This is a genomic window from Halomonas shantousis (assembly GCF_054654615.1).
Genome location: NZ_BAAIER010000002.1, coordinates 2,757,290 through 2,779,374, shown reverse-complemented (window position 1 = coordinate 2,779,374; position 22,085 = coordinate 2,757,290). Strand labels below are relative to the sequence as shown.

Annotated in this window: 25 protein-coding genes; 14 read left to right on the top strand and 11 right to left on the bottom strand. The window is 61.8% G+C overall.

The window, feature by feature from the left end:
• Positions 1-64: 64 nt before the first annotated feature.
• Positions 65-1,000, bottom strand: coding sequence for a DMT family transporter (locus tag ACYQ12_RS13335; RefSeq protein ID WP_459872612.1), 936 nt, complete (start codon positions 998-1,000; stop codon positions 65-67).
• Positions 1,001-1,096: 96 nt separating this feature from the next.
• Between ACYQ12_RS13335 and ACYQ12_RS13330 the strand changes: the two genes are divergently transcribed.
• The gene (locus ACYQ12_RS13330) at positions 1,097-2,029 is read left to right on the top strand and encodes a LysR substrate-binding domain-containing protein (RefSeq protein ID WP_459872609.1); all 933 of its coding nucleotides are present in this window, start codon (positions 1,097-1,099) and stop codon (positions 2,027-2,029) included.
• 37 nt (positions 2,030-2,066) lie between these two features.
• Here ACYQ12_RS13330 and ACYQ12_RS13325 read toward each other — a convergent pair whose 3' ends face one another.
• Positions 2,067-2,234 (bottom strand): DUF1127 domain-containing protein, encoded by a 168-nt coding sequence (locus ACYQ12_RS13325; protein WP_459872606.1) that lies wholly within the window; start codon positions 2,232-2,234, stop codon positions 2,067-2,069.
• A gap of 166 nt (positions 2,235-2,400) precedes the next feature.
• Between ACYQ12_RS13325 and ACYQ12_RS13320 the strand changes: the two genes are divergently transcribed.
• The 5 genes from ACYQ12_RS13320 (at position 2,401) to ACYQ12_RS13300 (ending at position 7,579) form a co-directional block, all read left to right on the top strand.
• On the top strand, positions 2,401-3,843 hold the full coding sequence (locus tag ACYQ12_RS13320) for an aminotransferase-like domain-containing protein (RefSeq protein WP_459872603.1): 1,443 nt from the start codon (positions 2,401-2,403) through the stop codon (positions 3,841-3,843).
• A gap of 435 nt (positions 3,844-4,278) precedes the next feature.
• Positions 4,279-5,373 (top strand): GmrSD restriction endonuclease domain-containing protein, encoded by a 1,095-nt coding sequence (locus ACYQ12_RS13315; protein ID WP_459872600.1) that lies wholly within the window; start codon positions 4,279-4,281, stop codon positions 5,371-5,373.
• Position 5,374: 1 nt separating this feature from the next.
• Positions 5,375-6,007, top strand: a complete 633-nt coding sequence (locus ACYQ12_RS13310; protein WP_459872597.1) for an MAE_28990/MAE_18760 family HEPN-like nuclease — start codon at positions 5,375-5,377, stop codon at positions 6,005-6,007.
• Positions 6,008-6,354: 347 nt separating this feature from the next.
• A complete protein-coding gene (hmuQ, locus tag ACYQ12_RS13305; protein WP_459872594.1) occupies positions 6,355-6,678 on the top strand; it encodes a heme-degrading protein HmuQ in 324 nt (107 codons plus the stop codon).
• Positions 6,671-7,579 (top strand): oxidoreductase, encoded by a 909-nt coding sequence (locus tag ACYQ12_RS13300; protein ID WP_459872591.1) that lies wholly within the window; start codon positions 6,671-6,673, stop codon positions 7,577-7,579. The genes hmuQ and ACYQ12_RS13300 overlap by 8 nt, the downstream gene beginning before the upstream one ends.
• Before the next feature lie 35 nt (positions 7,580-7,614).
• On the opposite strand, the gene ACYQ12_RS13295 is transcribed toward ACYQ12_RS13300, so the two are convergent.
• From ACYQ12_RS13295 to ACYQ12_RS13275, 5 genes are all read right to left on the bottom strand, one after another.
• Entirely contained in the window at positions 7,615-7,941 is a 327-nt protein-coding gene (locus ACYQ12_RS13295; protein WP_459872588.1) for an AzlD domain-containing protein, read from the bottom strand.
• Entirely contained in the window at positions 7,938-8,639 is a 702-nt protein-coding gene (locus tag ACYQ12_RS13290; RefSeq protein ID WP_459872585.1) for an AzlC family ABC transporter permease, read from the bottom strand. The genes ACYQ12_RS13295 and ACYQ12_RS13290 overlap by 4 nt, the downstream gene beginning before the upstream one ends.
• On the bottom strand, positions 8,636-9,178 hold the full coding sequence (locus tag ACYQ12_RS13285) for a helix-turn-helix domain-containing protein (protein ID WP_459872582.1): 543 nt from the start codon (positions 9,176-9,178) through the stop codon (positions 8,636-8,638). The genes ACYQ12_RS13290 and ACYQ12_RS13285 overlap by 4 nt, the downstream gene beginning before the upstream one ends.
• 105 nt (positions 9,179-9,283) lie before the next feature.
• Positions 9,284-10,459, bottom strand: a complete 1,176-nt coding sequence (locus ACYQ12_RS13280) for an MFS transporter (protein WP_459872580.1) — start codon at positions 10,457-10,459, stop codon at positions 9,284-9,286.
• Complete coding sequence (locus tag ACYQ12_RS13275; RefSeq protein ID WP_459872577.1) at positions 10,456-10,806, bottom strand: hypothetical protein; 351 nt, start codon at positions 10,804-10,806, stop codon at positions 10,456-10,458. The genes ACYQ12_RS13280 and ACYQ12_RS13275 overlap by 4 nt, the downstream gene beginning before the upstream one ends.
• A 152-nt stretch (positions 10,807-10,958) precedes the next feature.
• Here ACYQ12_RS13275 and ACYQ12_RS13270 point away from each other — a divergent pair, with 152 nt between their 5' ends.
• The gene (locus ACYQ12_RS13270; RefSeq protein WP_459872574.1) at positions 10,959-11,858 is read left to right on the top strand and encodes a LysR substrate-binding domain-containing protein; all 900 of its coding nucleotides are present in this window, start codon (positions 10,959-10,961) and stop codon (positions 11,856-11,858) included.
• A 32-nt stretch (positions 11,859-11,890) separates the two neighbouring features.
• On the opposite strand, the gene ACYQ12_RS13265 is transcribed toward ACYQ12_RS13270, so the two are convergent.
• The 3 genes from ACYQ12_RS13265 to ACYQ12_RS13255 all read right to left on the bottom strand — a co-directional run bounded on the left by ACYQ12_RS13265 (position 11,891) and on the right by ACYQ12_RS13255 (position 14,178).
• Positions 11,891-12,349, bottom strand: a complete 459-nt coding sequence (locus ACYQ12_RS13265) for a hypothetical protein (RefSeq protein WP_459872571.1) — start codon at positions 12,347-12,349, stop codon at positions 11,891-11,893.
• A gap of 114 nt (positions 12,350-12,463) precedes the next feature.
• Positions 12,464-13,519, bottom strand: a complete 1,056-nt coding sequence (locus ACYQ12_RS13260; protein WP_459872568.1) for a nickel/cobalt transporter — start codon at positions 13,517-13,519, stop codon at positions 12,464-12,466.
• Complete coding sequence (locus tag ACYQ12_RS13255; RefSeq protein ID WP_459872565.1) at positions 13,504-14,178, bottom strand: DUF1007 family protein; 675 nt, start codon at positions 14,176-14,178, stop codon at positions 13,504-13,506. Before ACYQ12_RS13255 ends, ACYQ12_RS13260 begins: the two co-directional genes overlap by 16 nt.
• Positions 14,179-14,572: 394 nt before the next feature.
• Here ACYQ12_RS13255 and ACYQ12_RS13250 point away from each other — a divergent pair, with 394 nt between their 5' ends.
• The 4 genes from ACYQ12_RS13250 (at position 14,573) to ACYQ12_RS13235 (ending at position 18,506) form a co-directional block, all read left to right on the top strand.
• Complete coding sequence (locus tag ACYQ12_RS13250) at positions 14,573-16,045, top strand: carbon starvation CstA family protein (RefSeq protein ID WP_459872562.1); 1,473 nt, start codon at positions 14,573-14,575, stop codon at positions 16,043-16,045.
• 295 nt (positions 16,046-16,340) lie between these two features.
• A complete protein-coding gene (locus ACYQ12_RS13245; RefSeq protein ID WP_459872560.1) occupies positions 16,341-17,240 on the top strand; it encodes an MBL fold metallo-hydrolase in 900 nt (299 codons plus the stop codon).
• A 53-nt stretch (positions 17,241-17,293) separates the two neighbouring features.
• Complete coding sequence (locus tag ACYQ12_RS13240) at positions 17,294-17,737, top strand: protein tyrosine phosphatase family protein (RefSeq protein ID WP_459872556.1); 444 nt, start codon at positions 17,294-17,296, stop codon at positions 17,735-17,737.
• A 94-nt stretch (positions 17,738-17,831) separates the two neighbouring features.
• Positions 17,832-18,506 carry a Spy/CpxP family protein refolding chaperone gene (locus ACYQ12_RS13235; protein WP_459872553.1) on the top strand — a complete coding sequence of 225 codons (675 nt, stop codon included), beginning with the start codon at positions 17,832-17,834 and terminating at the stop codon, positions 18,504-18,506.
• Positions 18,507-18,559: 53 nt separating this feature from the next.
• On the opposite strand, the gene ACYQ12_RS13230 is transcribed toward ACYQ12_RS13235, so the two are convergent.
• A complete protein-coding gene (locus tag ACYQ12_RS13230; RefSeq protein WP_459872550.1) occupies positions 18,560-18,907 on the bottom strand; it encodes a hypothetical protein in 348 nt (115 codons plus the stop codon).
• Between the two features lie 85 nt (positions 18,908-18,992).
• Here ACYQ12_RS13230 and ACYQ12_RS13225 point away from each other — a divergent pair, with 85 nt between their 5' ends.
• The 3 genes from ACYQ12_RS13225 to ACYQ12_RS13215 all read left to right on the top strand — a co-directional run bounded on the left by ACYQ12_RS13225 (position 18,993) and on the right by ACYQ12_RS13215 (position 22,018).
• Positions 18,993-19,685 carry a c-type cytochrome gene (locus ACYQ12_RS13225; RefSeq protein ID WP_459872547.1) on the top strand — a complete coding sequence of 231 codons (693 nt, stop codon included), beginning with the start codon at positions 18,993-18,995 and terminating at the stop codon, positions 19,683-19,685.
• Complete coding sequence (locus ACYQ12_RS13220; protein ID WP_459872544.1) at positions 19,685-20,641, top strand: c-type cytochrome; 957 nt, start codon at positions 19,685-19,687, stop codon at positions 20,639-20,641. Before ACYQ12_RS13225 ends, ACYQ12_RS13220 begins: the two co-directional genes overlap by 1 nt.
• Before the next feature lie 267 nt (positions 20,642-20,908).
• On the top strand, positions 20,909-22,018 hold the full coding sequence (locus ACYQ12_RS13215; RefSeq protein ID WP_459872541.1) for a histone deacetylase family protein: 1,110 nt from the start codon (positions 20,909-20,911) through the stop codon (positions 22,016-22,018).
• Positions 22,019-22,085 lie beyond the last annotated feature (67 nt).

Genomic DNA, 22,085 nt, shown 5'->3' with positions numbered 1-22,085 from the left:
CGAGCGCCCCACGATCGGAGCGGGCGGATCGATGAGGGCGCTCCTGCCTGCAACGATCCGGCATTCAGCGGCTGACCAGAACGATGCCGACCAGTATGGCGATGCCGCCCGCCACGAAGTTGAGCGTCAACGGTTCGCCCAGCAGCGCGGCACCGAAGACGACACCGAACACGGGCGAGAGAAACGAGAATATGCCCAGTTGCGAGGCGAGATAACGGCGCAGCAGCGCGAACCAGAGCAGCAGGGCGCCGAACGAGATCACCAGCGTCTGGAAGGTCAGGCTCGCGATCACGGCCTCGTTGATCTCGAGCGCGCCGAGTTCGCCCAGCATGGCGGAAGCGGGCAACAGCAGCAGCCCCGCGGTGACCAACTGGTAGCTCAGGCTCTGGACGGGAGGCGCTTCCGATAGCGAGGTGCTGCGCAGGATGAGCGTGGTGGCCGCCCACGACAGGCCGCCCAGCAAGCCGAGCATGTCGCCCAGCAGCAGTTCCGCGGTATCGGCGTCATGTGCCGTCGGCGCCATGGCGAGGATCATGCCGCTGAAGGCCAGGGCGACACCGGCCCATTGTCGCGGACGCAGTTGTTCGCCCGGCACGAGAAAGTGAAGCCCCAGGGCGGCAAAGACCGGCGCCGTGTAGAGGAAGACGGACATGTGCGAGGCCAGCGTATGGTTCAGCCCCATGGCCACGAAGACGAACTCGCCGGTGAACCCCAGCCCCACAAATACGCCCGGCACGAGATGGGTCCGGAAATCCTGCATGCCGATACCGCGCGACCGCGCCAGTATCAACACGAGCACGGCGGCCAGCGAGGAGCGGATGGCTACCTGACTCAAGGGCGAGATGTCGCTGGCCACCGCCTTGATCGCCACTTGCTGCAAGCCCAGCGCCAGGCAGAACAGCGTCATCAGCAGGCCTGCCGGCATGTCGATGGGGCGACGTCGCGATTGGCCGGAAGCACGGGAGACGCTAGATTGCGTGAGTGGCCTAGGAAAATTCATGCTTATGACTCCATGCTGGTCAGACAAGCAGTGAAGCAACCATGGCGGTTGTGGCCAAACGATATTGCGTCTGCCTAGACTCAGGAAAACTCACCCATGAAAATCGAACGGTTGCCTCTCAATGCGCTGCGGGCCTTTGCGGAGGCGGTGCGTACCGGCAGCTTCAAGACGGCGGCCAGTCGCCTGGGCGTGACGCCCGGCGCCGTCAGTCGACAGGTGAAACAGCTCGAAGGCAGGCTCGGCGTGACGCTTTTCGAGCGTTCCCCGAACGGTATCCAGGTGAATGATGCTGGCCGCCGGCTGGCCGAGGAGGTCGAAGCGGGTCTTGAGCGCATCGCCTCGGGGGTCAGGGCAGTGACGGAGCACGCCACCCGTGGGACGAGACTGACGCTCAGCGCGCCGCCGAGCTTCACGCAGCTCTGGTTGCTGCCTCGCCTGGCCGATTTCGAAGCGGCGCAGGGTCCTGTCGAAATCACGCTCGATGCCAGCCAGGCCTTCATCGCGCCGAGCTGGCAGGAAGAGGGCGCCTGTCTCGCGATACGCTATGGCCGTGGCCCATGGCCGGGCGTGAAGAGCCGGCGGCTGTTCGACGACGCGCTGTTTCCCGTCTGCGCGCCGGCCCTGCTGGAGCGGGCGCTCGTGAAGGAACCGGCCGATCTCGCCCGACAGCCTCTACTGGACGTGACCTGGGACTCCCGGCAGGGCGCGTCATTTCCCGGCTGGCAAGCCTGGTTCGAGGCCATGGGAGTGGCGGACGCCTCGGTGACGACCCTGCATCGCTATTCACTGTTCGGACTGGCGCTGGATCAGGCCATCGCGGGGCGGGGCGTCGTGCTGGCCAGTTATCCCGTCGTGGCCGACCGGTTGGCCAGCGGCGTGCTGACGCGCCCCTTCGGCAACCGGCATGGCCTGGCTTCCCCCTTCACCTACGACCTGATCCTGCCGGCCACCGGCCAGGCCCCGCCCGTCGCCCGGCACTTCATCGAGTGGCTGGTCGCCGAGGCCCGGCGCTTCCAGGACGGCGCCTGAGTTCTGTCTGAAAGAGGCAGCGAGCCATACCGTCGGTTCATGCCTTCCAGAACGGCTTGCGACCTTCCTGTTCGGCATCGAACCGCGACAGGCCGATGTCCTTGAGCTGGCGGACGTCGAGGCTCAGCAATTGCCGTCTCGAGCAGTGTCGCTGCCGATAGAGGCGGAGTCTGGCCAGCAGCGAGTCGAGCGGTACTAGGCGCATGAGAGTTCTCCCGTTGGGTGGCGGACTCACAGGCTACGGCGGGTACTTTTTGCGATACAGATTCAGTATTGTTGGATTGCCACGATACAGATTGCCGTTAGCGCCTACTGTACCGGGCCATATGACGGGATCTGTACCGGTAAAACTTCAGCCTGGGAGCACTGTCATGAAACGCTACGAGCAGGTGGCTTCGCTGCTGCGCCAACGCATCGAGCATGGCCTTTACCGCGTCGGTGATCGATTGCCGTCGATACGGGCGTTGTGCCGCGAGCTCGATATCAGCGTCTCCACGGCACAGGAGGCCTATCGGCGCCTGGAGGACACGGCACTGATCGAGACCCGCCCCAGATCCGGCTATTACGTGTTGCCGCGGCAGGTACCCGCCGTGCTGCCGGCGATGACGCGGCCGGCTCAGCGCCCGCTGGACGTCTCGCAGTGGGAGCACGTGCTGGCGCTGGTGGAAATGCGGGGCGATGAGGACATGTTGATGCTGGGGCAGGGCGTGCCCGATCTCGAAAGCGCCACGCTCAGGCCCCTGTCGCGTCTGCTCGCCGGCCGGCACCGGCGGGGTGATGCGGATGGCCTGAGCTACGACCGGCTCTCCGGCAGCCTGGAGCTGCGCCGCCAGATCGCGCGCCTGGCGACGGGCTCGGGCTGCCTGCTGCATCCCGACGACGTGCTGATCACCACCGGCTGTCAGGAAGCGCTGTCGATCGCCATCCGCACGCTGACCGCGCCGGGCGACGTGGTGGCCGTCGACTCGCCGAGCTTCTACGGCACCATGCAAATTCTCAAGGCCAATGGCCTGAAGGCGCTGGAGATTCCCACCGATGCGCAGACCGGCATCAGTCTCGAGGCGCTGGAGATGGCTCTGGAACAGTGGCCGATCTGCGCCATCCAGATCACGCCGACCTGCAACAATCCGCTGGGCTACACCATGCCCGAACCGCGCAAGCGGGCCCTGATGGCACTGGCCCAGCGCTTCGACGTGGCGATCATCGAGGACGACATCTACGGCGATCTCGCCTTCACCACGCCGCGCCCGAAGACGCTCAAGGCGCTCGACGACGATGGCCGGGTGCTGCTGTGCAGCGGCTTCTCCAAGACATTGAGCCCCGGGCTGCGGGTCGGCTGGATCGCCCCGGGCCGCTACCGCGACCAGGTCATGCACATGAAGTACGTCTCCACCGGCGCCTCGGCGACCCTGCCGCAACTGGCGGTGGCCGACTTCATCGCCAAGGGGCATTACGAGCGCCACCTGCGCGAGATGACCCGCCAGTATCAACGCCACCGCGACATCCTGCTGGGCTGGGTCGAACGCTATTTTCCCGCCGGTACCGGTGTCAGTTATCCGCAGGGCGGTTTCCTGCTGTGGCTGGAACTGGCGGCGGGCATCGACTGCATAAAGCTCAACGAACGTCTGGCCGAGTCGCACATCCACATCGCTCCCGGCGCCTTGTTCTCCGCCTCGGGCAAGTACCGCCACTGCCTGCGTCTCAACTACGCATCGACCCTGTCGCCCGCCGTGCACCAGGCCATCCGCACCATCGGCGAAACGGTAACGATAATGACGGAAGAAGTTCGCACACTGCAGACAGCCGGAGGCTGAGCGGTATCGGGCGTTAACGCGCTGCCACCATCTGGCGCGTTTTGAGTAGAGAATTGGTCTACCTGGACGTTACGTCTGGTAATGTTTGGTTTACATTAGTGGAATGCGGGATGGGGCGGGGCCGCGAGAGGCGAAGGGAATTAATGCTTGGTAAGGCATTAAGGCAGCTTGCGACCCAAAGTGGTCATGATATCAAGAGCAGTAGGTACTCTCGTCGGTGTTGGATAGCCGTCACGATGCTTAGTATTATGTAGCGAAGCTTTGACTAGAATTTGTATTTTAAGTTTGTTAGGAGGCGGCATGTGAAAAACACGAATGAACGGGCTGGAACGTTCATGTAATTATAAGGTTGGCAGTCTGATGCCATTTTAGTCGATTGTGCGACGGAGTGTATCGTCCCACGTAAACTGCAATAACGAACTGGGGGAGTTCTCATTGTCAGCATCCACGGGATTAATCGAAGAAATCGATCAGAAGGTGGGAGAGGTACGTTTCGAAGGGCTTGATATGAGCTTTGGCGAACTCGTTAGCCTTCATTCTTCCGAACAGCGCGAGTTGGTAATTGCTCCTGAGTATCAGAGACTATTTAGATGGTCGACGGAGCAGAGATCGCGGTTAATTGAGTCGGTCATTCTTGAGCTTCCGATTCCTCAGATATTTATGATTGAAAATGAGAACGGAGTGCTTGAGCTTATAGATGGGCTTCAGCGCGTTAGCAGTGTTTTTCAGTTTATGGACTCAGAGTCACTAAACTTAGAGCCTCTGGTCTTGCAGGGGTGCGACTTAGTTCCATCATTGAATGGGAATGCCTTTAGCGATCTGCCGCTAACGCTCAGGCTGCGGATCAAGAGGTCCTCCGTCCGAGTAATTATTATTAAGAGGCAAAGCGAATCTTTTCTCCGATACGAGATGTTTAAACGGCTTAATACCGGCGGCGCTGAATTAGCGCCACAAGAAATCCGCAACTGCTCTGCGCGCATGCTTGGCGAGAAAGGGAAAGCATTTTATATATTCCTAAGAGAGTGTGCTGAGTTGCCAGCCTATGCGGCATGCACCCAGACTATCTCTTCTGCAGAAGCTGAAAAAATGGGAATAGAAGAGCTGGTTCTACGCTTTTTTGCGGTAAAGAACGCTCAGAATAAATTTAGGGGAAGCGTTCGGGATTGGCTCGATGCATATATGGAAGATGTCATTCTTGAGAGAGAACCATTCGATTACGAAATGGAGAGAACATATTTTGCTAGAACATTCGAAATTATTGCACGCTCGTTAGGGGCTCAAGCTTTTGTGAAGCACCGTGAAGGGTCGCCAATTGGAGCATTGGCGCCAGCTTATTTTGAGGCAGTCGCAGGTGGGATTACACTAAATATTCACAATGCGGAAACCCTAGCGCCTGAACACATTAAAGAACGGGTTATTTCCTGTGTTCAGTCTGATGATTTTAAGAGCCAGACGGGCCCCGGCGCAAATTCCAAGCCGAAACTGGAAAGAAGGATAGCTTTAGTTTCCGAAGCTATTTTTGGTCAGTAAAATGAGTAGGTTTGAATCTGAGTTGACGCAGGATCTCCTTTGGCGTGAAGCGGAGATCGCGGCGATGAAAGCCTTATTGGTAAAAACTAAGGAGAACTCCCGCACACGCAGCGCAATGCTTAGAGCATGCACTGCTTTTATTTATGCGCATTACGAAGGGTTCTGTAAATTCTCTTGGGAGACTTACCTTGACGAGATCGAACAGGACGCCTCTTTGGTCGTAGAGAAAATGGTTCCCGACTTGGTGCTTTTGGCTCTAAGGAAGTTGTTTAAAGAGGCCCGTGGGAATCTTTCTGATGAGGCGCTATGGTCACTCGCTCATGCGTCGTTGCCGGCCAAGCTGGGATTGCAGCCAAGGTTTCATATCCGTCCTGAAACAGATTCTAACCTGTGGCCCAATCTATTGGGGGATAATCTTAAGTGTATGGGGCTCGTTTCCGAAGAGCTTGAAAAGTACTCTACGTCATTGAGAAGCTTAGTCGGCAAGCGAAATGGTATCGCGCACGGAGAAAGGTTGACCATTAAGGACATAGACGAATTTGTGAGGTACGAGAACGCAGCACTAGTTGTGATGCACGATATAGCGTTGACGATGATCGACTCAATAGAGAATCGATCATATGCGATTGATTAAATCTTCCAGGAGCGAGGAAAACGGGCCGCTCGATAGGAGAAAGTTATAAGGAAAACTATGTCCTTGGGCAGAAGAAACAATAGCTTAACGAGGCGCTACAACCGATGGCTCCGTCGCGGCTGAGCTGGCGCGTTATATTAGCCACCTGAACGTGCGCTCCTGACAGGAAGCGGACTTCTTCCTCAACCCGCAGAGTTTCCGATGGCGTGCAGTTGTGCCCCATTGCTCCCTCCGCCGTGAATGGCTGAGAAGAAAGGTCGTGGCGCCATGCTTCATCTTGCCCCTCACCGAAGAAGCTGCCATCGTCATCCGACAGTTTCCATCCACTGGTCGCAAGGAGCCTCACCATGTTCATCGCCATGAATCGTTTCCGGGTCAATCCCGAGAGAACGGAAGAGTTCGAGCAGATCTGGCTGGAGCGGGAGACCCACCTGCAGGGCCTGCCCGGTTTCGTCGAGTTTCATATGCTGCGCGGCCCCGAGGAGGAGGATCACGTCCTCTACGCCTCGCACACCCTCTGGCGCTCCCGCGAGGATTTCGAGGCGTGGACGCACTCCGAGGCGTTCCGCGCCGCCCATGCCAACGCCGGCCAGACGCGCCGTGAGGGACTTTATCTGGGCCCGCCGAAGTTCGAGGGCTTCGAGGTGATCCAGACGGTCGGCAATGACTGATCCCGGTAGCGAAGGGAGATTGGCGGTCGTCACCGGCGCTAATACCGGGCTGGGCTTCGAGACCGCCAAAGGGCTGTTACAGCAGCATTACCGCGTCGTCGTGGCGGCGCGCAACCCGGGCAAGGGCCATGCGGCGGTAGAGGCGTTACGCAATCACTGCCCGGGGGCGGAGGCGCGTTTCGAGCCGCTCGACCTCGACGACCTCGACTCGGTGCGCGACTTCGCCGCCAGGCTGCGCACCCGCGAGACGACGCTGGATCTGCTGGTCAACAACGCCGGCATCATGGCGTTGCCGACGCGGGAATCGACCCGGGACGGCTTCGAGCGCCAGCTCGGCGTCAATTACCTGGGCCACTTCCTGCTGACCGGCCTGCTGCTACCACTGCTGCGGGCGGCACCGGCGCCCCGCGTCGTGCAATTGTCGAGTCTGGCGCACCGTGGCGGGCGCATCGATTTCGACGATCTGCACGGCGAGCGCCGCTATGATCCCTGGCGCGCCTATCGTCAATCCAAGCTGGCCATGCTGCTGTTCAGCCAGGCACTGCAGCACCACAGCGATGACCAGGGCTGGGGACTGCTCAGCGTGGCGGCGCATCCCGGCCTCTCGCGCACGGCGCTGTTCGAGCATGGCGTCACCAGCCGCGGCATGACGGGACGTCTCTTCAGACTGACGATGCCGTTCATCAGCCAGACCGCCGCCGAGGGTGCACGCCCCGTGCTTCATGCCGCCACCGCCGGCGACATTCGCCCCGGCGACTATATCGGTCCCGCCGGCCTGGGTGAGACGCGCGGTGCGCCCAGGCGCGCCCACATCGGCACGAACGCCCGGGATCCGGCCGTTGCCGAGCGCTTGTGGCAAGTCTCCTGCGCGCTGACCGGGGCGACGTGGGGCGGGGCATGAGTTGCCAGTAGGAGTGACGCTTCATCCGGTCTTGGCTACAGCCCTCCCTGGCTGGCGAGGCCATAGATCAGAGCGCCGGCCAACGTGGCCAGGCCGATGTTGCCGGTCTTGCGCAACGTCACGAAGACACCCAGCGTGCCGGCCACGATCGCGACCGAAGCGATGGCCATATCCTCGGCAGCCCACCATACCTCACCGGCTGACAGGACGATCAGGGCGGTGAGGGCCGCCACGCCCAGCGCGGTGAAGAAGCGTTCCAGCCGGCTTCCCGCGTGGATCAGCCGCTGTCCGTGGCGAAGCGGCAGGTAGCGAATGAGGAAGGTTCCCAGTCCCGTTGCCAGCACGAGCCACCAGAACGTCATGCAGCCTCCCGATTCGAGCGTGGCATCATCGTCCCGGCAAGGGCACCGCTCAGCATGCCCAGCAGCAGGGCCCAGTGCGCCGGGAGCCATGCCAGGCCAATGACGGTCGTGACGAGCGCCGACAGCACGATCGGCCAGTCGCGGCGCTGGTAGGCCTGCATCGACAAGGCCAGGAACAGGGCGGGGAGCACGAAGGCCATCGCCCGGGAGATCACGCCGTCTCCTGTCTGCCATTGCCCACCGAATCCGGCGCCGAGCCCGGTTCCCGCTACCCAGGCTGCATAGGCGCCCGTGGCGAGTCCCAGACACCAGGCGCCGTCGAGCGGCTGGCGCGCGGCATGTGCCATGGCGGTGGCGAACACCTCGTCGGTCAGGCCGAAGGCCAGCCAGGGGCGCAGCCGGCGGGGCGGTTTTTGCAGGCGGGCCATCAGGGCGGGACCATAGAACACATGGCGCAGGTTCATCAGCAACACCGTCGAGAGCACCGCCAGCGTGCCACTGCCGGCCGCCAGCATGGCGACCATGAGAAACTGACTGGCGCCGGCAAAGATTCCCGCCGAGATGGCCAGGGTCTGGCAGGGAGAGAATCCCGATTGCACCCCGATGACCCCGAACGAGAACGCGATGGGGGCGTAGCCGACCATCAACGACACGCTGGCACGCAGTCCCGCCGCCCAGGAGGAGAGGGCGCCATTCATGGAAGTTTTCCCGTGTGCTGGGGATAGTGAACCATCACGATCAGTTTCGCCTCGCCCACGAGCGCTTCGTAGCGGTGGGCGACGTCCGCGGCGAACATGTGATGCTCGCCTGGGCGACATACCGCCAAGTCGTCTTCACGACCCAGGTGCACCACGCCCGATACCACCAGGACCCGTTCGATCACGCCCGGCGGATGGGCGCGGGAGCGCTTCATCTCCATCCCGGCCAGGGACATGACATACACCTCGATGCGCGGCTCGCCTGCCGAACGCTCCACGAGCCGAACCCGGGCGCCGCCGGGTTCGACGAGGGTCGGGCTCGGCTCATGGTCGGGGTTGACGGCAAGGTCGCTGAACCTGACGCCAAGCGCATTGGCCAGGGTCCACAAGGTCTCGATGGTTGGATTGCCCTTGCCTGCCTCCAAGGTCGACAGCGTCGACTTGGCGATACCGGTGTGCTGAGCCAGGGCGTTTATCGACCAGCCGTGGGCGAGGCGCAACTGCTTGAGGCGATTACCGATGTTTTGAGTGAGATGCATGGTCGAGGTGTTCGTTATAAAAAACATATTTTGTTCTTTATAACGAACATTGCCGGGTAGACGCAATGGAATCCATGTCATATTGAACGGCATGCGCCTGACCTCTCAGGCTGTCTGCAGTTCACGCTCCGGCCCGGGACGATATGTCGCTGCCATGGTCACGAGGGCCATGCAGGCGAAGACGGCGAAGGTGAAGAGGGAAGACGTCGATCCCATGAGTGCACCGGCGACAGGTGCGCCGATGACCTGGCCGACCGCGATCATCAGAAACGGCAGACCGAGTCCGACGGCGGGCCTGTCCGCGTAGACGTTCACGCCCCAGACCAGGTATGTCCCCGCCAGCATCATGTAGGCAACGCCCAGCAGCGCGGCCGAGATCAGGACCATGGCCAGCGAGGCGGGAAACAGGGCCAGGCCCAGCGTGGCGGCTGCCAGCATGACGAGAAAGAAGCGGTGGACGACGGTCACGCCAAGATGGCGAATCAGGTCCCCGGCGGCCCCACCCAGCAACCCCGCCGCGCCCATGGCGACCCATACCAGGCTGACGCTGCCCTTGGACAGGCCGCCGACCTCGACCACGACCTCGCCGGCAAACACCCAGCAGGCGGTACTGGCAAAGCCCATGCCGGTCGCGGCGTAGATCAAGGGCAGTGCGTCACGGCGGTACAGACCGTGTCCCGGCGTTTTCGAGGGGGCCGTGGAGGAACGATTCCTGCCGTGCACCCGGGGCATGGTGCGTGCCAGCCAGAGTGTCGTGGCCACGGCCAGCACGGTGAACAGGAGATAGGCGCTGCGCCAATGATCTCTGGCCACCAGGGCAATCGCGCCCGAGAAGGCGATGCCTACGCTGGTGCCGCTGCTGATCAGCGTGTTGGCCCGCGCCTGGCCCCGAGGAGAAATCGTGCGGGCCACGGCATCCGCCATCGGCGGCGAGGCCAGGCCCGTGCTCATGCCGGCAAACAGCACGGCGAAGGCGAGCACCCAGGGCGAGGGGCTGACGGCGATCATGGCCATGCCCAGCGAGGCCACGAGACCGGCGAGCAGCGCTACCCGGCGGGCCCCCAGACGCTCGACCAGCAGCATGCTGAGTATGATCGCGAGGCAATAGCCCAGGTAAGAGCCACTGCCGACCACGCCGGCGATGGTCGGCGTCATGCCGACCGTGTCGCGCATGCCGGGCAGAAACAGGCCGTAGGCGAAGCGGGCCAGGCCGTAGCAGACACCGGTCAGCACCAGGCCGGGAAGCACGATGCCAAGCTTGGGTGATGCAGTTTTGTTCATTGCCGGCCGCCCTCGCTGACATGATTGGCCCTGACATGATTGGCGTTTCGCTGACGTCGTCGCTGTTCCAGCGCCGCGAGGGCATCCTCACGCAGCGGCAGGCGGGAAGCCCATACGATATCGCTGCGCCGATGGCCCATGTCTTCGAGGATGCGGTCGTCATGGGCCAGCAGGGGCAGCAGGTAGCGGCGGAAAAGGCACCGTCGTCGCCAGGCATACCAATGGTTTTCGAGCGCCGCGATCAGCCCCAACGGGGGCATGGCCGGCATGAAGAACTCCGGTTGGAACGGAGGGCAGGGGCGCGGCAACTTGTCTAGGGCACGGCGGACGTGTTCGAGATCGGACATGACGATACCTCCCGGCAATAGCCAGATCAGGGATTGGCAAGACTCAGGAACCGTTGAGGGTCGCGACCTCATCGACAGGATGGTGGGCGTCCTGTATTCAATCAAACAAAAAGAACTACACTTCGCTTTAAGGAATTCTGAAAAGTATGGCCATGACTTCGACACCTCCGACGCTCGAACGCAGTTCCCTGCCGCTACTGGATGCCGACGTATTGCGCATGTTCGTGGCGATTGCCGAAAGCGGCAGTTTCACTCAGGCCGCCAGGCAGGTATTTCGCACGCCCTCGGCATTGAGCATGCAGGTCAAGCGCCTGGAGGAGACGCTCGGGCAGGCGCTGTTCGTGCGCGAGGCCAGGCGGGTCAGGTTGACGCCGGAAGGCGAGGTGCTGCTGGGGTACGGTCGCCGTCTGCTCCGCCTCAACGAGGAGGCGGTGACGCATTTCCTGGCGCCCGCCCTGGATGGCACGGTGTGCTTCGGGACGTCCGACGACGTGGGGTCGCGCATCCTGCCGCGTGTGCTCGCGCACTTCGCCCGGTCGCATCCGGGCGTGCGTGTCGATGTCGTCGTCGGGCGCAGCGTGGAGATGCGCGAACGCCTCGAACGGGAGGAACTCGACCTGATCCTGACGACCACCGGTAGCGATGGGCCGGCCAAGGAACTCGGCGAGATCGTGTATACGGAACCGCTGGTCTGGGCAGGACTGGAGGGCGGCGTCGCCGCGCGGCGCTCACCGTTGCCACTGGCTTTGGCGAGTCACGGCTGCCCTTGGCGCGGGATGGCGCTTTCCGCGTTGGATCATCTGGGCCTGGCGTACCGCATTGCCTATACCAGCGAAAGCTGCGGCGGCCAGGAAGCGGCGCTGCAGGCGGACCTCGCCGTGGCGCCCCTGCCGCAGAGCATGATACGCCCGCCGCTGCACCGGCTGGACAACGAGACAGGGCTACCCCCGCTCGGCAATTCTCAGGTCACGATGATCTGCCGGCCCGGCGCCGGGGCGGCGACCGAGACACTGGCCGAGCACGTCAAGGCGGCATTCCGGGAGTTGCGCTAGGCTCCACGACGGCACGGTCGGGCAGGGGGCATTCATCCGCATTGCCGAGCGTTCAGATAACCGGCGATGGCGACCCAGGCGAAAGCGATAACGCCGTATATCAGCATGAAGATTATCGAGGCATGGCGGCGTTGCGTACTGCCGAGCCGGGTGTAGTGGCTTTCGTAGTTTTGCTCGAGATGCAAGGCCAATATATTGAGGTACTTCGCATTGAGCCATTCGATGTAACTGAATGCCATTGCCAGTACGGCGCCGAAGAAGCTGAACATTGTTCCCAGAAACGCAGAATTACTGACCATCGCGTTCTGAAAGACCAGTGTGACGAGCCCGGCCGTTGCAGTGAAAAAGAGGGTGAATGCCGCCAGGCGGAAGTTGCTGTAATGGCGGAGCGTGGCAAGTGTCTCCTGATATTCGAGGTTGAGGCTTATCGTTGTCTTGTGACTCGTCATGATGGCAGGCCCCGGGAACTCCCCTGTTTCAGCATAGGGCATGATGGGTGAGGTTTCCCTGCTCGGCTGCCGGCCCCTCGGATACATGGCAATGCATGGCGCCGGCAACGCCGTTTCAGACCATGTCGGCCCGAGGCCCAAGGATTGGCATCGTGATCAGCGCAGCGGGCCCATAAGGGGCAAGTCGGGGGTGACGGGTGTGCCGATCAGCATTCCGATCCCCAGCGCCAGAATCAGTACGCCGCCACAAAGGGCCAGGCCGTGAGCGGCCAGCTGTCGCCAGTGAGGCGTGTTGCGCGACATCAGGTGCATGGCGCGTTGCCGGGCGAAAACGGCGAAGATGGCCAGGCAGGAGGTGGTGATTGCCGTGCCGACAGACATGGCCAATACCGCCAGTACACCGGCCCACCAGTAGCCCAGCAAGCTGGCGACTCCCAACACCATGACGGCGCCGCTGCAGGGGCGCAAACCGATCGCCAGCACTGCGCCCAGGCTTTCCCGGGTATCAGTACCGGGAGCGATATGATGCTGGCCTCCGCAACAGTCGCATGCCGTGTCGGTGCGTGCACCGACGAGTCCCGCCGTGGGCGGCGGTGAAAGCGTCGACATGGCCTGCCGACTCGCTGAGGCGTCGAAGGCCATGGGGGTGAAGGCGAAGGGCGTGCTGGCCTCGGTGGCGACGGCCTGGCGGGGTATCCGGTTCAGGCTCCGGCGGATCCGATTCAGCGCGCGCAGGGTCAACCAGCCGCCGAGCCCGGCGAGGACGAGAAAGCTGAGCCGCTCGAGATATCCCGTCTGTGCCATGGCGTCGCGTGTCAGCAGGCCCATCCCCCATACGAGCCCGCCCACGAGAAGAATGGCGACCATGCCCTGGAGCAGGGCGGCGGCGACGGTCAGCAAGAGCCCCCGGCGCAAGGCGGTGGGGTGTGACAGCAGATAGGCGGAGATGACGGCCTTGCCGTGCCCCGGCCCCAGGGCGTGAAAGATGCCGTAGCCGAGGCTCAAGACCATCAACTGCAGGCTGTTATCCAGCGTGGGCTGACGTGACAGAGCCATCGTCGACAGGGTCAGGCCGCGCTGCAGGGAGCGCTGCCAGTCATGCGTCTGGGCCATGAGGGATTGCGCTATGGACTGACCCCAATCGGTCATGGCGAGCAGGGAAAGCCCCAGCAGGGGCAACAGGGCGGTCAGTAATCCTAGCGTTCGGGACATGTCACTTCTCCCGTCTCGGCGAAGAATCGCCCCAGGCCGACCGGGGCGTCGCCATTGCTGTCCAGTGCGGAGGCTTCGACCACTTTCTGCGGGTCGGGGTGGGCCTTGATGACGCGGCTCGTGCAGCCGTCGGGAGCGTTGCGCAAGGCAATCGGCTCGTCAATGTCCGTATCGTACAGAAATTCCACATAGTAGGTGTCGTCATAGATCTTCCACGTGACGGGCGTGTCATCGAGTGCCAGCGGTTCGGCCAGCGAGACCCTGAAAGCATACTCCAGGCGCTGATCGTTCAGTCGTGTGGTGTAATCGCTCAGTTCGCCCAGGGCGACCTCGTGGCCATCATGGAACACGTGGGTCAGGTAATGCTCGCGGCGCAGGTTGGCGGCGATCTCTCCACCGAGCAGATCCAGGCGCTCTTCCATGCTTTCCTCGCCTTCGGCCCGGGCCAGTTCCTCCGTGAGGGTCAGGCTGTAGAAGGGATCCATCTTCCAGTCCTGCTCCAGGGCAACCAGGCGTGCCTGGTCATCGAAGTGCAGCGTCACGCGATAATCCACCCAGCCATGGGGATGCGCCAGGGCCGACGTGGTGAAGAAAAGGGCCGTCAGGAGACAAAGTCCGCCACGGATGACATGACGGCGCTGGAAGAGGCGAGACAGCATGGGACTTCCTCGGGAGCGGGAGATCGAGAATCATGGAACGACGCATGGAGTTGGGCCAGGACAGGGCAATACTATGCCTTCAATCGTGTTGGCAAGGCTACGGTCGTAAGTGCTTAAAACGCTTACGGTATGACGTCGGATAACGAGCCAGGCAAGCATCGTCGCGGCGAACCGGTGAGGGAAACGCTCACTTCCCTGGAGTACGCCGGTAAATTTACGCATGTTGCCACTAAAGTCGTAATGGCGTGACGCGGCTCGGTTCTTAGAATGTCGTCCACCCGGTCGCCCCATGGGGCGGCTTTCCGTTGTTGGCTTTCCCTTACCGGTGCCCGTCGGCACGAGATCGCGCCGACCCGATGCCGGTCGCAGCTTCAAACGACTCCAGAGGATTTCGATGTTCACCTTTATCGCTGCTATCGCGCTGTTGGTGGTGGGGTACTTCACCTACGGCAAGTTCGTGGAACGCGTGTTCGTCACCGATCGCAAGCGGCGTACGCCAGCGTTCACGATGCGTGACGACATCGACTACGTGCCGATGAACACGCGCCGCAATTCATTGATTCAATTGCTCAACATCGCCGGTGTCGGGCCGATCTTCGGACCCATCCTCGGTGCCCTGTACGGCCCGGTGGCCTTCTTGTGGATCGTCATCGGCTGCATCTTCGCCGGTGCCGTGCACGACTACCTCACCGGCATGATCTCGATCCGCAACCATGGCGCTCACCTGCCGCAACTGGCGGGCAAGTTTCTGGGCAAGACCATGAAGCACGTGGTCAACGGTTTCGCGATCCTGTTGCTGCTGCTGGTCGGCACGGTATTCGTGACCTCCCCGGCGACGCTGCTGGCCAACATCTCGCCGTTCTCGATGACGCTGATCATTACCGCGATCTTCGCTTACTATCTGCTGGCGACGCTATTGCCGATCGACAAGATCATCGGACGCATCTATCCCTATTTCGGTGCGCTGCTGCTGTTCAGTGCGGCGGGCATCGGCATCGGCCTGGTGGTGACCGGCGCGCCGATTCCTGAACTGTCGTTCGAGAACATGCATCCCCAGGGGGCGCCGATCTTCCCGCTGCTGTTCCTGACCATTTCCTGTGGCGCGCTGTCGGGTTTCCACGCCACCCAGACGCCGATCATCTCGCGGACCACCGAGAACGAGACCAACGGGCGCCAGATCTTCTACGGCATGATGATTGCCGAGGGTGTGATCGCGATGGTCTGGGCGGCGGCCGCCATGAGTCTGTTCCATGGCGACAACAGCCTGTCCGCCGTGCTCGCCGAGGGCGGCCCGGCCGCGGTGGTCAGCGCCGTGTCCACGCAGATGCTCGGTGCCATCGGCGGCACGCTGGCGGTGCTTGGGGTCATCGTGCTGCCGATCACTTCCGGCGATACCGCCTTCCGCAGCGCGCGCATGATCATCGCCGACTATCTGAAGATCGACCAGAAGGCGCTCAGCAAGCGTCTGTACATCGCCGCGCCGCTGTTCGTGGCTTCGTTCGCGCTGACCAAGATCGACTTCACTCTGCTGTGGCGCTACTTCTCCTGGGCCAACCAGACCACTGCGGTCATCGCACTGTGGGTTGCCACCATGTATCTGGTGCTGGCGCGCAAGCCGTACTGGATCACGTCGATCCCGGCGGTGTTCATGACTCTGGCGACCTTCACCTACCTGGCCTACGCGCCGATCGGTTTCGGCCTGTCGCTGCAGATGAGCTATGTCGTCGCCGTGCTGGCAACGCTGGTATGCATCGCGCTGTTCATGAAGCGTGTCCGCCGGCTTTCGGGCGGACTGTTCGCCGTCGACGAGCCTGCCGTGCCGGTAAGCACGACGCAGCGAGACGAGGACGCTGTCGCGATGGGGTGAGCGCACACTACGCTTGATGGCGCCCTGTCATCAGGCCGTGTTCCACATCTTGACTGACCCGCTGCCCACCAGGTGCCTGGTGGGCAGTTTGCGTTTGGTACCCGCAAACCCGGCATGGGTGTCTTGGTGGTCGGTTCACGCTCGTGTCCAGAAAAGACAGTCCATCAGGACGCCAGGGCCTCGAGGCGAGGCCATTGTCGCGGTGGTCAAACCGTTTTCCCTGACGATGATATGCTTCACCTTATTCGTTTTTGAACTATTCTGGTAACCAAATATCAGGTTGCCGAGGAAGACCATGAGGACCTTTCAGCTTTCAGCCGGCAGGCCAGAGGTGGCTGGCTTCTATGATTCCAGGACATCCAGCGTTCAATACGTGGTGAGTGATCCGATGTCTCGACGCTGTGCGATCATCGATCCGGTGTTGGACTTCGATGAAAAATCCGGGGCCACCGCGACGGACCATGCCGACAAGCTCATCGAGTACGTCGCGGATCAAGGACTCGAGGTGGAGTGGATCCTCGATACTCATCCTCATGCCGACCATTTTTCGGCAGCCCAGTATCTCAAGGAGAAAACCGGGGCACCGAAGGCCATCGGCAGCCATGTCACGCAGGTTCAAGCGTTATGGCGGGATATCTACCACTGGCCCGACTTTCCTGCCGATGGCCGTCAGTGGGATCGCCTGTTCAGCGCTGGGGACACGTTCCGGGTCGGTGAAATTGCAGGCCGTGTCATGTGGTCGCCGGGGCATACGCCAGCCTCGGTCACCTATGTCATTGGTGACGCGGCCTTCGTTCACGACACGCTGTTCCAGCCCGATGGCGGAACGGCGCGTGCCGACTTTCCCGGAGGCAGTGCCCATCAGCTCTGGGAATCCATCCAGGCCATCCTGACGCTGCCGGATGATACCCGGCTCTTTACCGGACATGACTACATGCCCGGTGACCGGGAACCGGAGTGGGAAAGCACGGTACAGCGCCAGCGCGAAGAGAACATCCATCTGCGTAACGGACAGACCCTCGAAGACTATGTCGCCATGCGCAACGATCGGGATGCCGGACTGTCCATGCCGAAGCTGCTCCTGCCTTCCCTGCAGATCAATATTCGAGGCGGGGCTCTTCCGGAGCCGGAGGCAAATGGCCGGCGCTATCTCAAGATCCCTCTCGACGCACTGCCCGGGGCCGCCTGGGATTGAGCACGTAACTGAACGAGATGAGAACGCCAACTGAACAGGAGGAAGAGAGCCGTATGGATATCCGTCCCCTTGATGAGTGTCTGCATGTCACCGCCCAGCCCCGGCTCGAAGAGCTTGATCAGCTTGCCGAACAGGGCTTCAGAACCCTGCTTTCCAATCGTCCCCGGGGCGAAAGCGAGGATCAGCCGGATCATAATGCCATGAAAGACAAGGCGGAATCCCTGGGCATGGCCTGGCACGAGGTTCCGGTCAAGCCGGGAGAATATTCCCAGGCGGATATCGACGACTTTGTCCGCATCCTGAACATGTCACCTGGTCCCGTTCTCGCATTCTGCCGCACGGGCAAGCGCGTCACGCATCTCTGGGCCTTGTCGCAAGCCCCTTATCGCCCAGTATCGGAACTCGAAGAGACGGCCCGGTCGGCCGGATATGACCTGGAGCCCTTGCACGAGCGTCTCGAGCAGATGGCAGGTCGGGCAGGTGATCGAGAGCGGTAAGCGGCATGGTCCGCAACATTCAAACGGCGCTCGCCTGACATGGATCACGGCGAGCATCTCGTAGCGGTCCTAGCTTGAGAAAGGCATTACCTGCATGACAGAACCGTTGCCTGACTCAATATCTCGAAATGGACGGAGGCAGATCATGAATATCCTATGGCGTTCGCTGCTACTCGCTTCTTCTCTTGGCCTCGCTGTCAGTACCGCCCAGGCGCACCAGCCGATGATGGGTGGCGGCCAAGGCATGATGGGTGGCGGCCAAGGCATGATGGGTGGCGGCCAAGGCATGATGGGTGGCGGCCAAGGCATGATGGGTGGCGGCCCAGGCATGATGGGTGGCGGCCCGGGCATGATGGGCGGCGGCCAAGGCATGATGGGCGGCGGCCAAGGCATGATGGGTGGTGGTCAAGGCATGATGGGTGGCGGTCAAGGCATGATGGGTGGCGGTCAAGGCATGATGGGTGGTGGCCCGGGCATGATGGGTGACTATAACTGCGGTCCGGGTAACGGTCCGTTTAGCGATCTTGACGAGCAGCAGCGCCAACAGCTGACTCAGATCCATGACCAGCTTCGCCAGCAGCAATGGCCGCTGATGCAACAGATGCATCAGTACATGTGGGAATTCAACAATCTCACTGCCCAGCCGGATGCTGACGCGGAGGCAGTTGGCGACAAGTACGCCCAGCTATTCGAATTGCGTCAGCAAATGGCACGTAACATGCGCGAAGCGCAGGAACGGATGCAACAAGTAGTCAATCCGCAGGAATGATCCATCATGAGCCCCCGCTGTCAGGCGGGGGCTCAGAAGGGCGGGACGCGGCATCACGTGTACAGGAAAGCCAGCGCTACATCCAAGGCGAAATCGGCAAGGCTGTCTATGTGCAGATGCGCAAGAATCTTGAGAACCCTCGATAACATGAAGATGGCTCGTTTTATGGCGACAAGCCCGATGTTGCCCACCATGGTATCGAGCACAGCGAACTGGAGCATCGACTGCAGGACGCCAGCCACGAGTATGTACGTTTCACCACGCCGGACGTCATGGAAAAGCAGGGCGATGATGGTAGCGTCCGTCACTATCCGCTTTTTCTGGTGTGTGCCGCCCACCCTCATTAATGGGGCGCCCAGGTTCCACCTTGAAAGGGGAAAGAGATATACGGAGGTAGTCATCCTCCATCAATGACAACATCCAACGACAACAATAACGTCCCAGACTGCAGAGGCAGTACGACGGGGCAATGACCGGAGCATGGCGATGAACAACATGACAAGACAGGTTGCCGGTCTGCTCGCATTGTGGGGAGGGTGTGGCATGCCCCTCTCTTGGGCAGACAGCCTTCAACAAGGCGAAACCATTACACAACAGGGCAATGGCCAGGGGGCGGTTGCCTGCATGAGTTGTCATGGTCCACGGGGCGAAGGCAACGCCGCCGGCGGGTTTCCTCGGCTGGCGGGGCTGCCGGCCGACTATCTTGGCCATCAGCTACGCAGCTACCGTGACGGCACGCGTCAGAGCCCGATCATGCAACCGTTCGCCCTGGCACTGAGTGACGAGGATATTCAGTCAGTGTCCGCTTACTACGCCAGTCTGGAAGGGCCGAACCTGCCGACGGCCTATCATGCGGCTGACCCCGAAGATGCGGCCGAGTGGCTAGCCGAGCGTGGCGGCTGGGGGAACACCATTCCCGCTTGCAACCAGTGCCATGGCCCCAACGGGCAAGGCGTAGGCAATAACTTCCCTCCTTTGGCCGGCCAGCATGCCAGTTATCTGGCGTCCCAGCTCAATGCCTGGCGCAACGGTACCCGACGCAATGACCCCAATGGCCTGATGCAAGGTATCGCCGAACGTCTCAGTGAGAAACAGATAGAGCTGATTGCTGCCTATTACGCGACATTGCCCGAGCATCTGCCTATGCAGACCGCCGCCGGTCAGAAGGAGGCACCCTAATGAACGTGCCCAATTTTTGCCGACTGGCCACAAGTCTCGTATTGGCCAGCGTCACACTGGCAGCGATAGCCCAGGACACGCAGCCCGAACGGGACTTCCAGGTTCCGCTTCCGCCTGCTCCGGCCGGTGACGCCGTCTTTCAACCGCCGTTGGAGCGGGCGATACCCGACAACCAATATGGCGACATGGTGCGCAAGGGGCGCGATCTCTTCGTCGATACCCAGCAATTGCGGGGCACGTACGTCTTCAATGACCAGAATTGCAGCAATTGCCATCTGGACGCCGGGCGTCTTGCCCACTCGGCGCCCATGTGGGCCGCCTTCGGCATGTATCCGGCCTACCGAGGCAAGAACGACAAGGTGAATACTCTGGCTGAGCGTATCCAGGGGTGTTTCACCTACTCCATGAACGGCATTCCTCCCGAGACCGGCAGTGAGCCCCTGGTGGCGCTGGAAACCTATTTTCACTGGCTGGCCACCGGCGCTCCCGTCAACCAGGCCATGCCCGGCCGCGGCTATGCCAAGCTGGAAACTCCCCAGGGCGGCTACGACCCGCAGCGAGGTGCCCGGATCTATGCTGAACAATGCGCCATCTGTCACGGTCCCGACGGCGCCGGACAGAAGGTTGGCGACCGTCAGGTATTCCCGCCGCTGTGGGGCGATGGTGCCTATAACTGGGGCGCCGGTATGCACCGAGTCAATACGGCGGCTGCCTTCATCAAGGCCAACATGCCCTTGAGCAAGCCCTACTCGCTGAGCGACGAGGACGCCTGGGATGTCGCCGCCTTCATCAACAGTCACGAACGTCCTCAGGATCCCCGCCGTCGTGACATGGAATCTCTGGAAGCCACCGACCGCACCTTTCACCAGCACTCCGGCTATTACGGCGATGTCGTCGACGGCCAGCGCCTTGGCGACCATGACAACTACGGTGCCAATCCGGGACCGGGTGAATAGCCAGCAACCTTCGTGCATTGGCAGCCGGGCAGGCGTCCGGCTGCCTGTCATCGGTCAGATGTCGGCGAGCCCGGTCCGTGCTTCCATGGGGTTGAGCTTGGCCCCGTGCCCCGGTCCTGCCATCGCTCGCCGACATTCAGGCCTCGGGAAAAGGCAACGCTATTTGCTTTTTCGAAACGCCAGGTTGGGCTCGTTGGCTAAACTATTAACGTGGCGTGGAATTCGTAAACGTGGGTTCGGCGGGAGCAAGCTCTCCAAGGAGGCGAAGTGGCTGACAGGAACAGTGTCCTGGTTCTTTACGATGACCGTGTCCTGGCGCATCAGCCTGACAGCCACGGTGCCTTTCTTTCCCGTCGCATGGACAAGCACCTGAGCGAGATCCTGGCAGGGCTGGGAGTGGCCTGGAAATACCCGGAGCATCCCGGCCGCCTCACCGCGATCGTGGAACTGCTCGAGCGTGAGCCTGTCGCCGGCGTGCGCTTCGAAGCGGGAACTCAGGCCACCCACGAGCAGTTGAGCCGGGTGCATACGACGGGTTACCTGGAGTCCATCTACCAGCTACGTGGCCAGAAGGCCTGGCTGGATGTCGACACGACTGCCGTATCGCCCGGCAGTGTCGAGGCGGCAGAAGTGGCCGCCGGCACCGCCATGGCTGCGGTGGAAGCGGTCATGTCCGGACGGGCGGAGTCGGCTTTTGCTCTGGTGCGTCCACCGGGACACCATGCCGAGTCGGTGCGTGCCCGGGGCTTCTGTCTGTTCAACAACGTGGCCGTGGCGGCTGCGCATGCGAGGGCCGTGCTGGGCTGCGCTCGCGTGATGATCGTCGACTGGGACGCTCATCATGGCAACGGGACGCAGGAGATATTCTGGGCCGACCCCAATGTACTGTTTGTCGACATTCATCGGGCCTCTCCGTTCTTCCCCGGCTCGGGCAACCTGGAGGACATCGGAGGCGGTCTGGGGGAGGGCATGACGGTCAACGTGCCGATGCCGGCCGGTGCCGGAGACACGGCTTACCTCAAGGCCTTCCATGAGATCCTCGTTCCCGCCGCCGAGTGGTTCCAGCCCGATCTGATTCTCGTCTCGGCGGGATTCGATCCGCACTGGAACGACCTGGCACTCAGCGTCTCCTATGAAGGCTTCGGCGCCATGGCCGGCATTCTACAGGAGCTGGCCCGACGTCACTGCGACGGACGCCTAGCCTTCGTGCTGGAAGGCGGATACAACCTCACGTCCCTGGCGCAAGGGGTCAGAAGCGTGCTCGAGGTACTGGCGGGAGGCGAGCCACCCGTACCGGGAGTCATCGGCCTCAAGGAAGTCGACAATGCCATCGCCTTCCATCGGGATGCATTCACGCCGCCGGAAGACAACGGCTGAACGCCCCGGCCTTCCTGAACACGACGCATAACGCTACGTTCTGCCTGAAAAATCGGCGAGCGAGCGC

Bases quoted from the DNA above. Each gene is read 5' to 3' on its own strand.
- ACYQ12_RS13335 (WP_459872612.1), bottom strand. From the start codon at position 1,000: ATGAATTTTCCTAGGCCACTCACGCAATCTAGCGTCTCCCGTGCTTCC.
- ACYQ12_RS13330 (WP_459872609.1), top strand. From the start codon at position 1,097: ATGAAAATCGAACGGTTGCCTCTCAATGCGCTGCGGGCCTTTGCGGAG.
- ACYQ12_RS13325 (WP_459872606.1), bottom strand. From the start codon at position 2,234: ATGCGCCTAGTACCGCTCGACTCGCTGCTGGCCAGACTCCGCCTCTAT.
- ACYQ12_RS13320 (WP_459872603.1), top strand. From the start codon at position 2,401: ATGAAACGCTACGAGCAGGTGGCTTCGCTGCTGCGCCAACGCATCGAG.
- ACYQ12_RS13310 (WP_459872597.1), top strand. From the start codon at position 5,375: ATGAGTAGGTTTGAATCTGAGTTGACGCAGGATCTCCTTTGGCGTGAA.
- hmuQ (WP_459872594.1), top strand. From the start codon at position 6,355: ATGTTCATCGCCATGAATCGTTTCCGGGTCAATCCCGAGAGAACGGAA.
- ACYQ12_RS13300 (WP_459872591.1), top strand. From the start codon at position 6,671: ATGACTGATCCCGGTAGCGAAGGGAGATTGGCGGTCGTCACCGGCGCT.
- ACYQ12_RS13295 (WP_459872588.1), bottom strand. From the start codon at position 7,941: ATGACGTTCTGGTGGCTCGTGCTGGCAACGGGACTGGGAACCTTCCTC.
- ACYQ12_RS13290 (WP_459872585.1), bottom strand. From the start codon at position 8,639: ATGAATGGCGCCCTCTCCTCCTGGGCGGCGGGACTGCGTGCCAGCGTG.
- ACYQ12_RS13285 (WP_459872582.1), bottom strand. From the start codon at position 9,178: ATGCATCTCACTCAAAACATCGGTAATCGCCTCAAGCAGTTGCGCCTC.
- ACYQ12_RS13280 (WP_459872580.1), bottom strand. From the start codon at position 10,459: ATGAACAAAACTGCATCACCCAAGCTTGGCATCGTGCTTCCCGGCCTG.
- ACYQ12_RS13275 (WP_459872577.1), bottom strand. From the start codon at position 10,806: ATGTCCGATCTCGAACACGTCCGCCGTGCCCTAGACAAGTTGCCGCGC.
- ACYQ12_RS13270 (WP_459872574.1), top strand. From the start codon at position 10,959: ATGACTTCGACACCTCCGACGCTCGAACGCAGTTCCCTGCCGCTACTG.
- ACYQ12_RS13265 (WP_459872571.1), bottom strand. From the start codon at position 12,349: ATGCCCTATGCTGAAACAGGGGAGTTCCCGGGGCCTGCCATCATGACG.
- ACYQ12_RS13260 (WP_459872568.1), bottom strand. From the start codon at position 13,519: ATGTCCCGAACGCTAGGATTACTGACCGCCCTGTTGCCCCTGCTGGGG.
- ACYQ12_RS13255 (WP_459872565.1), bottom strand. From the start codon at position 14,178: ATGCTGTCTCGCCTCTTCCAGCGCCGTCATGTCATCCGTGGCGGACTT.
- ACYQ12_RS13250 (WP_459872562.1), top strand. From the start codon at position 14,573: ATGTTCACCTTTATCGCTGCTATCGCGCTGTTGGTGGTGGGGTACTTC.
- ACYQ12_RS13245 (WP_459872560.1), top strand. From the start codon at position 16,341: ATGAGGACCTTTCAGCTTTCAGCCGGCAGGCCAGAGGTGGCTGGCTTC.
- ACYQ12_RS13240 (WP_459872556.1), top strand. From the start codon at position 17,294: ATGGATATCCGTCCCCTTGATGAGTGTCTGCATGTCACCGCCCAGCCC.
- ACYQ12_RS13235 (WP_459872553.1), top strand. From the start codon at position 17,832: ATGACAGAACCGTTGCCTGACTCAATATCTCGAAATGGACGGAGGCAG.
- ACYQ12_RS13230 (WP_459872550.1), bottom strand. From the start codon at position 18,907: ATGACTACCTCCGTATATCTCTTTCCCCTTTCAAGGTGGAACCTGGGC.
- ACYQ12_RS13225 (WP_459872547.1), top strand. From the start codon at position 18,993: ATGAACAACATGACAAGACAGGTTGCCGGTCTGCTCGCATTGTGGGGA.
- ACYQ12_RS13220 (WP_459872544.1), top strand. From the start codon at position 19,685: ATGAACGTGCCCAATTTTTGCCGACTGGCCACAAGTCTCGTATTGGCC.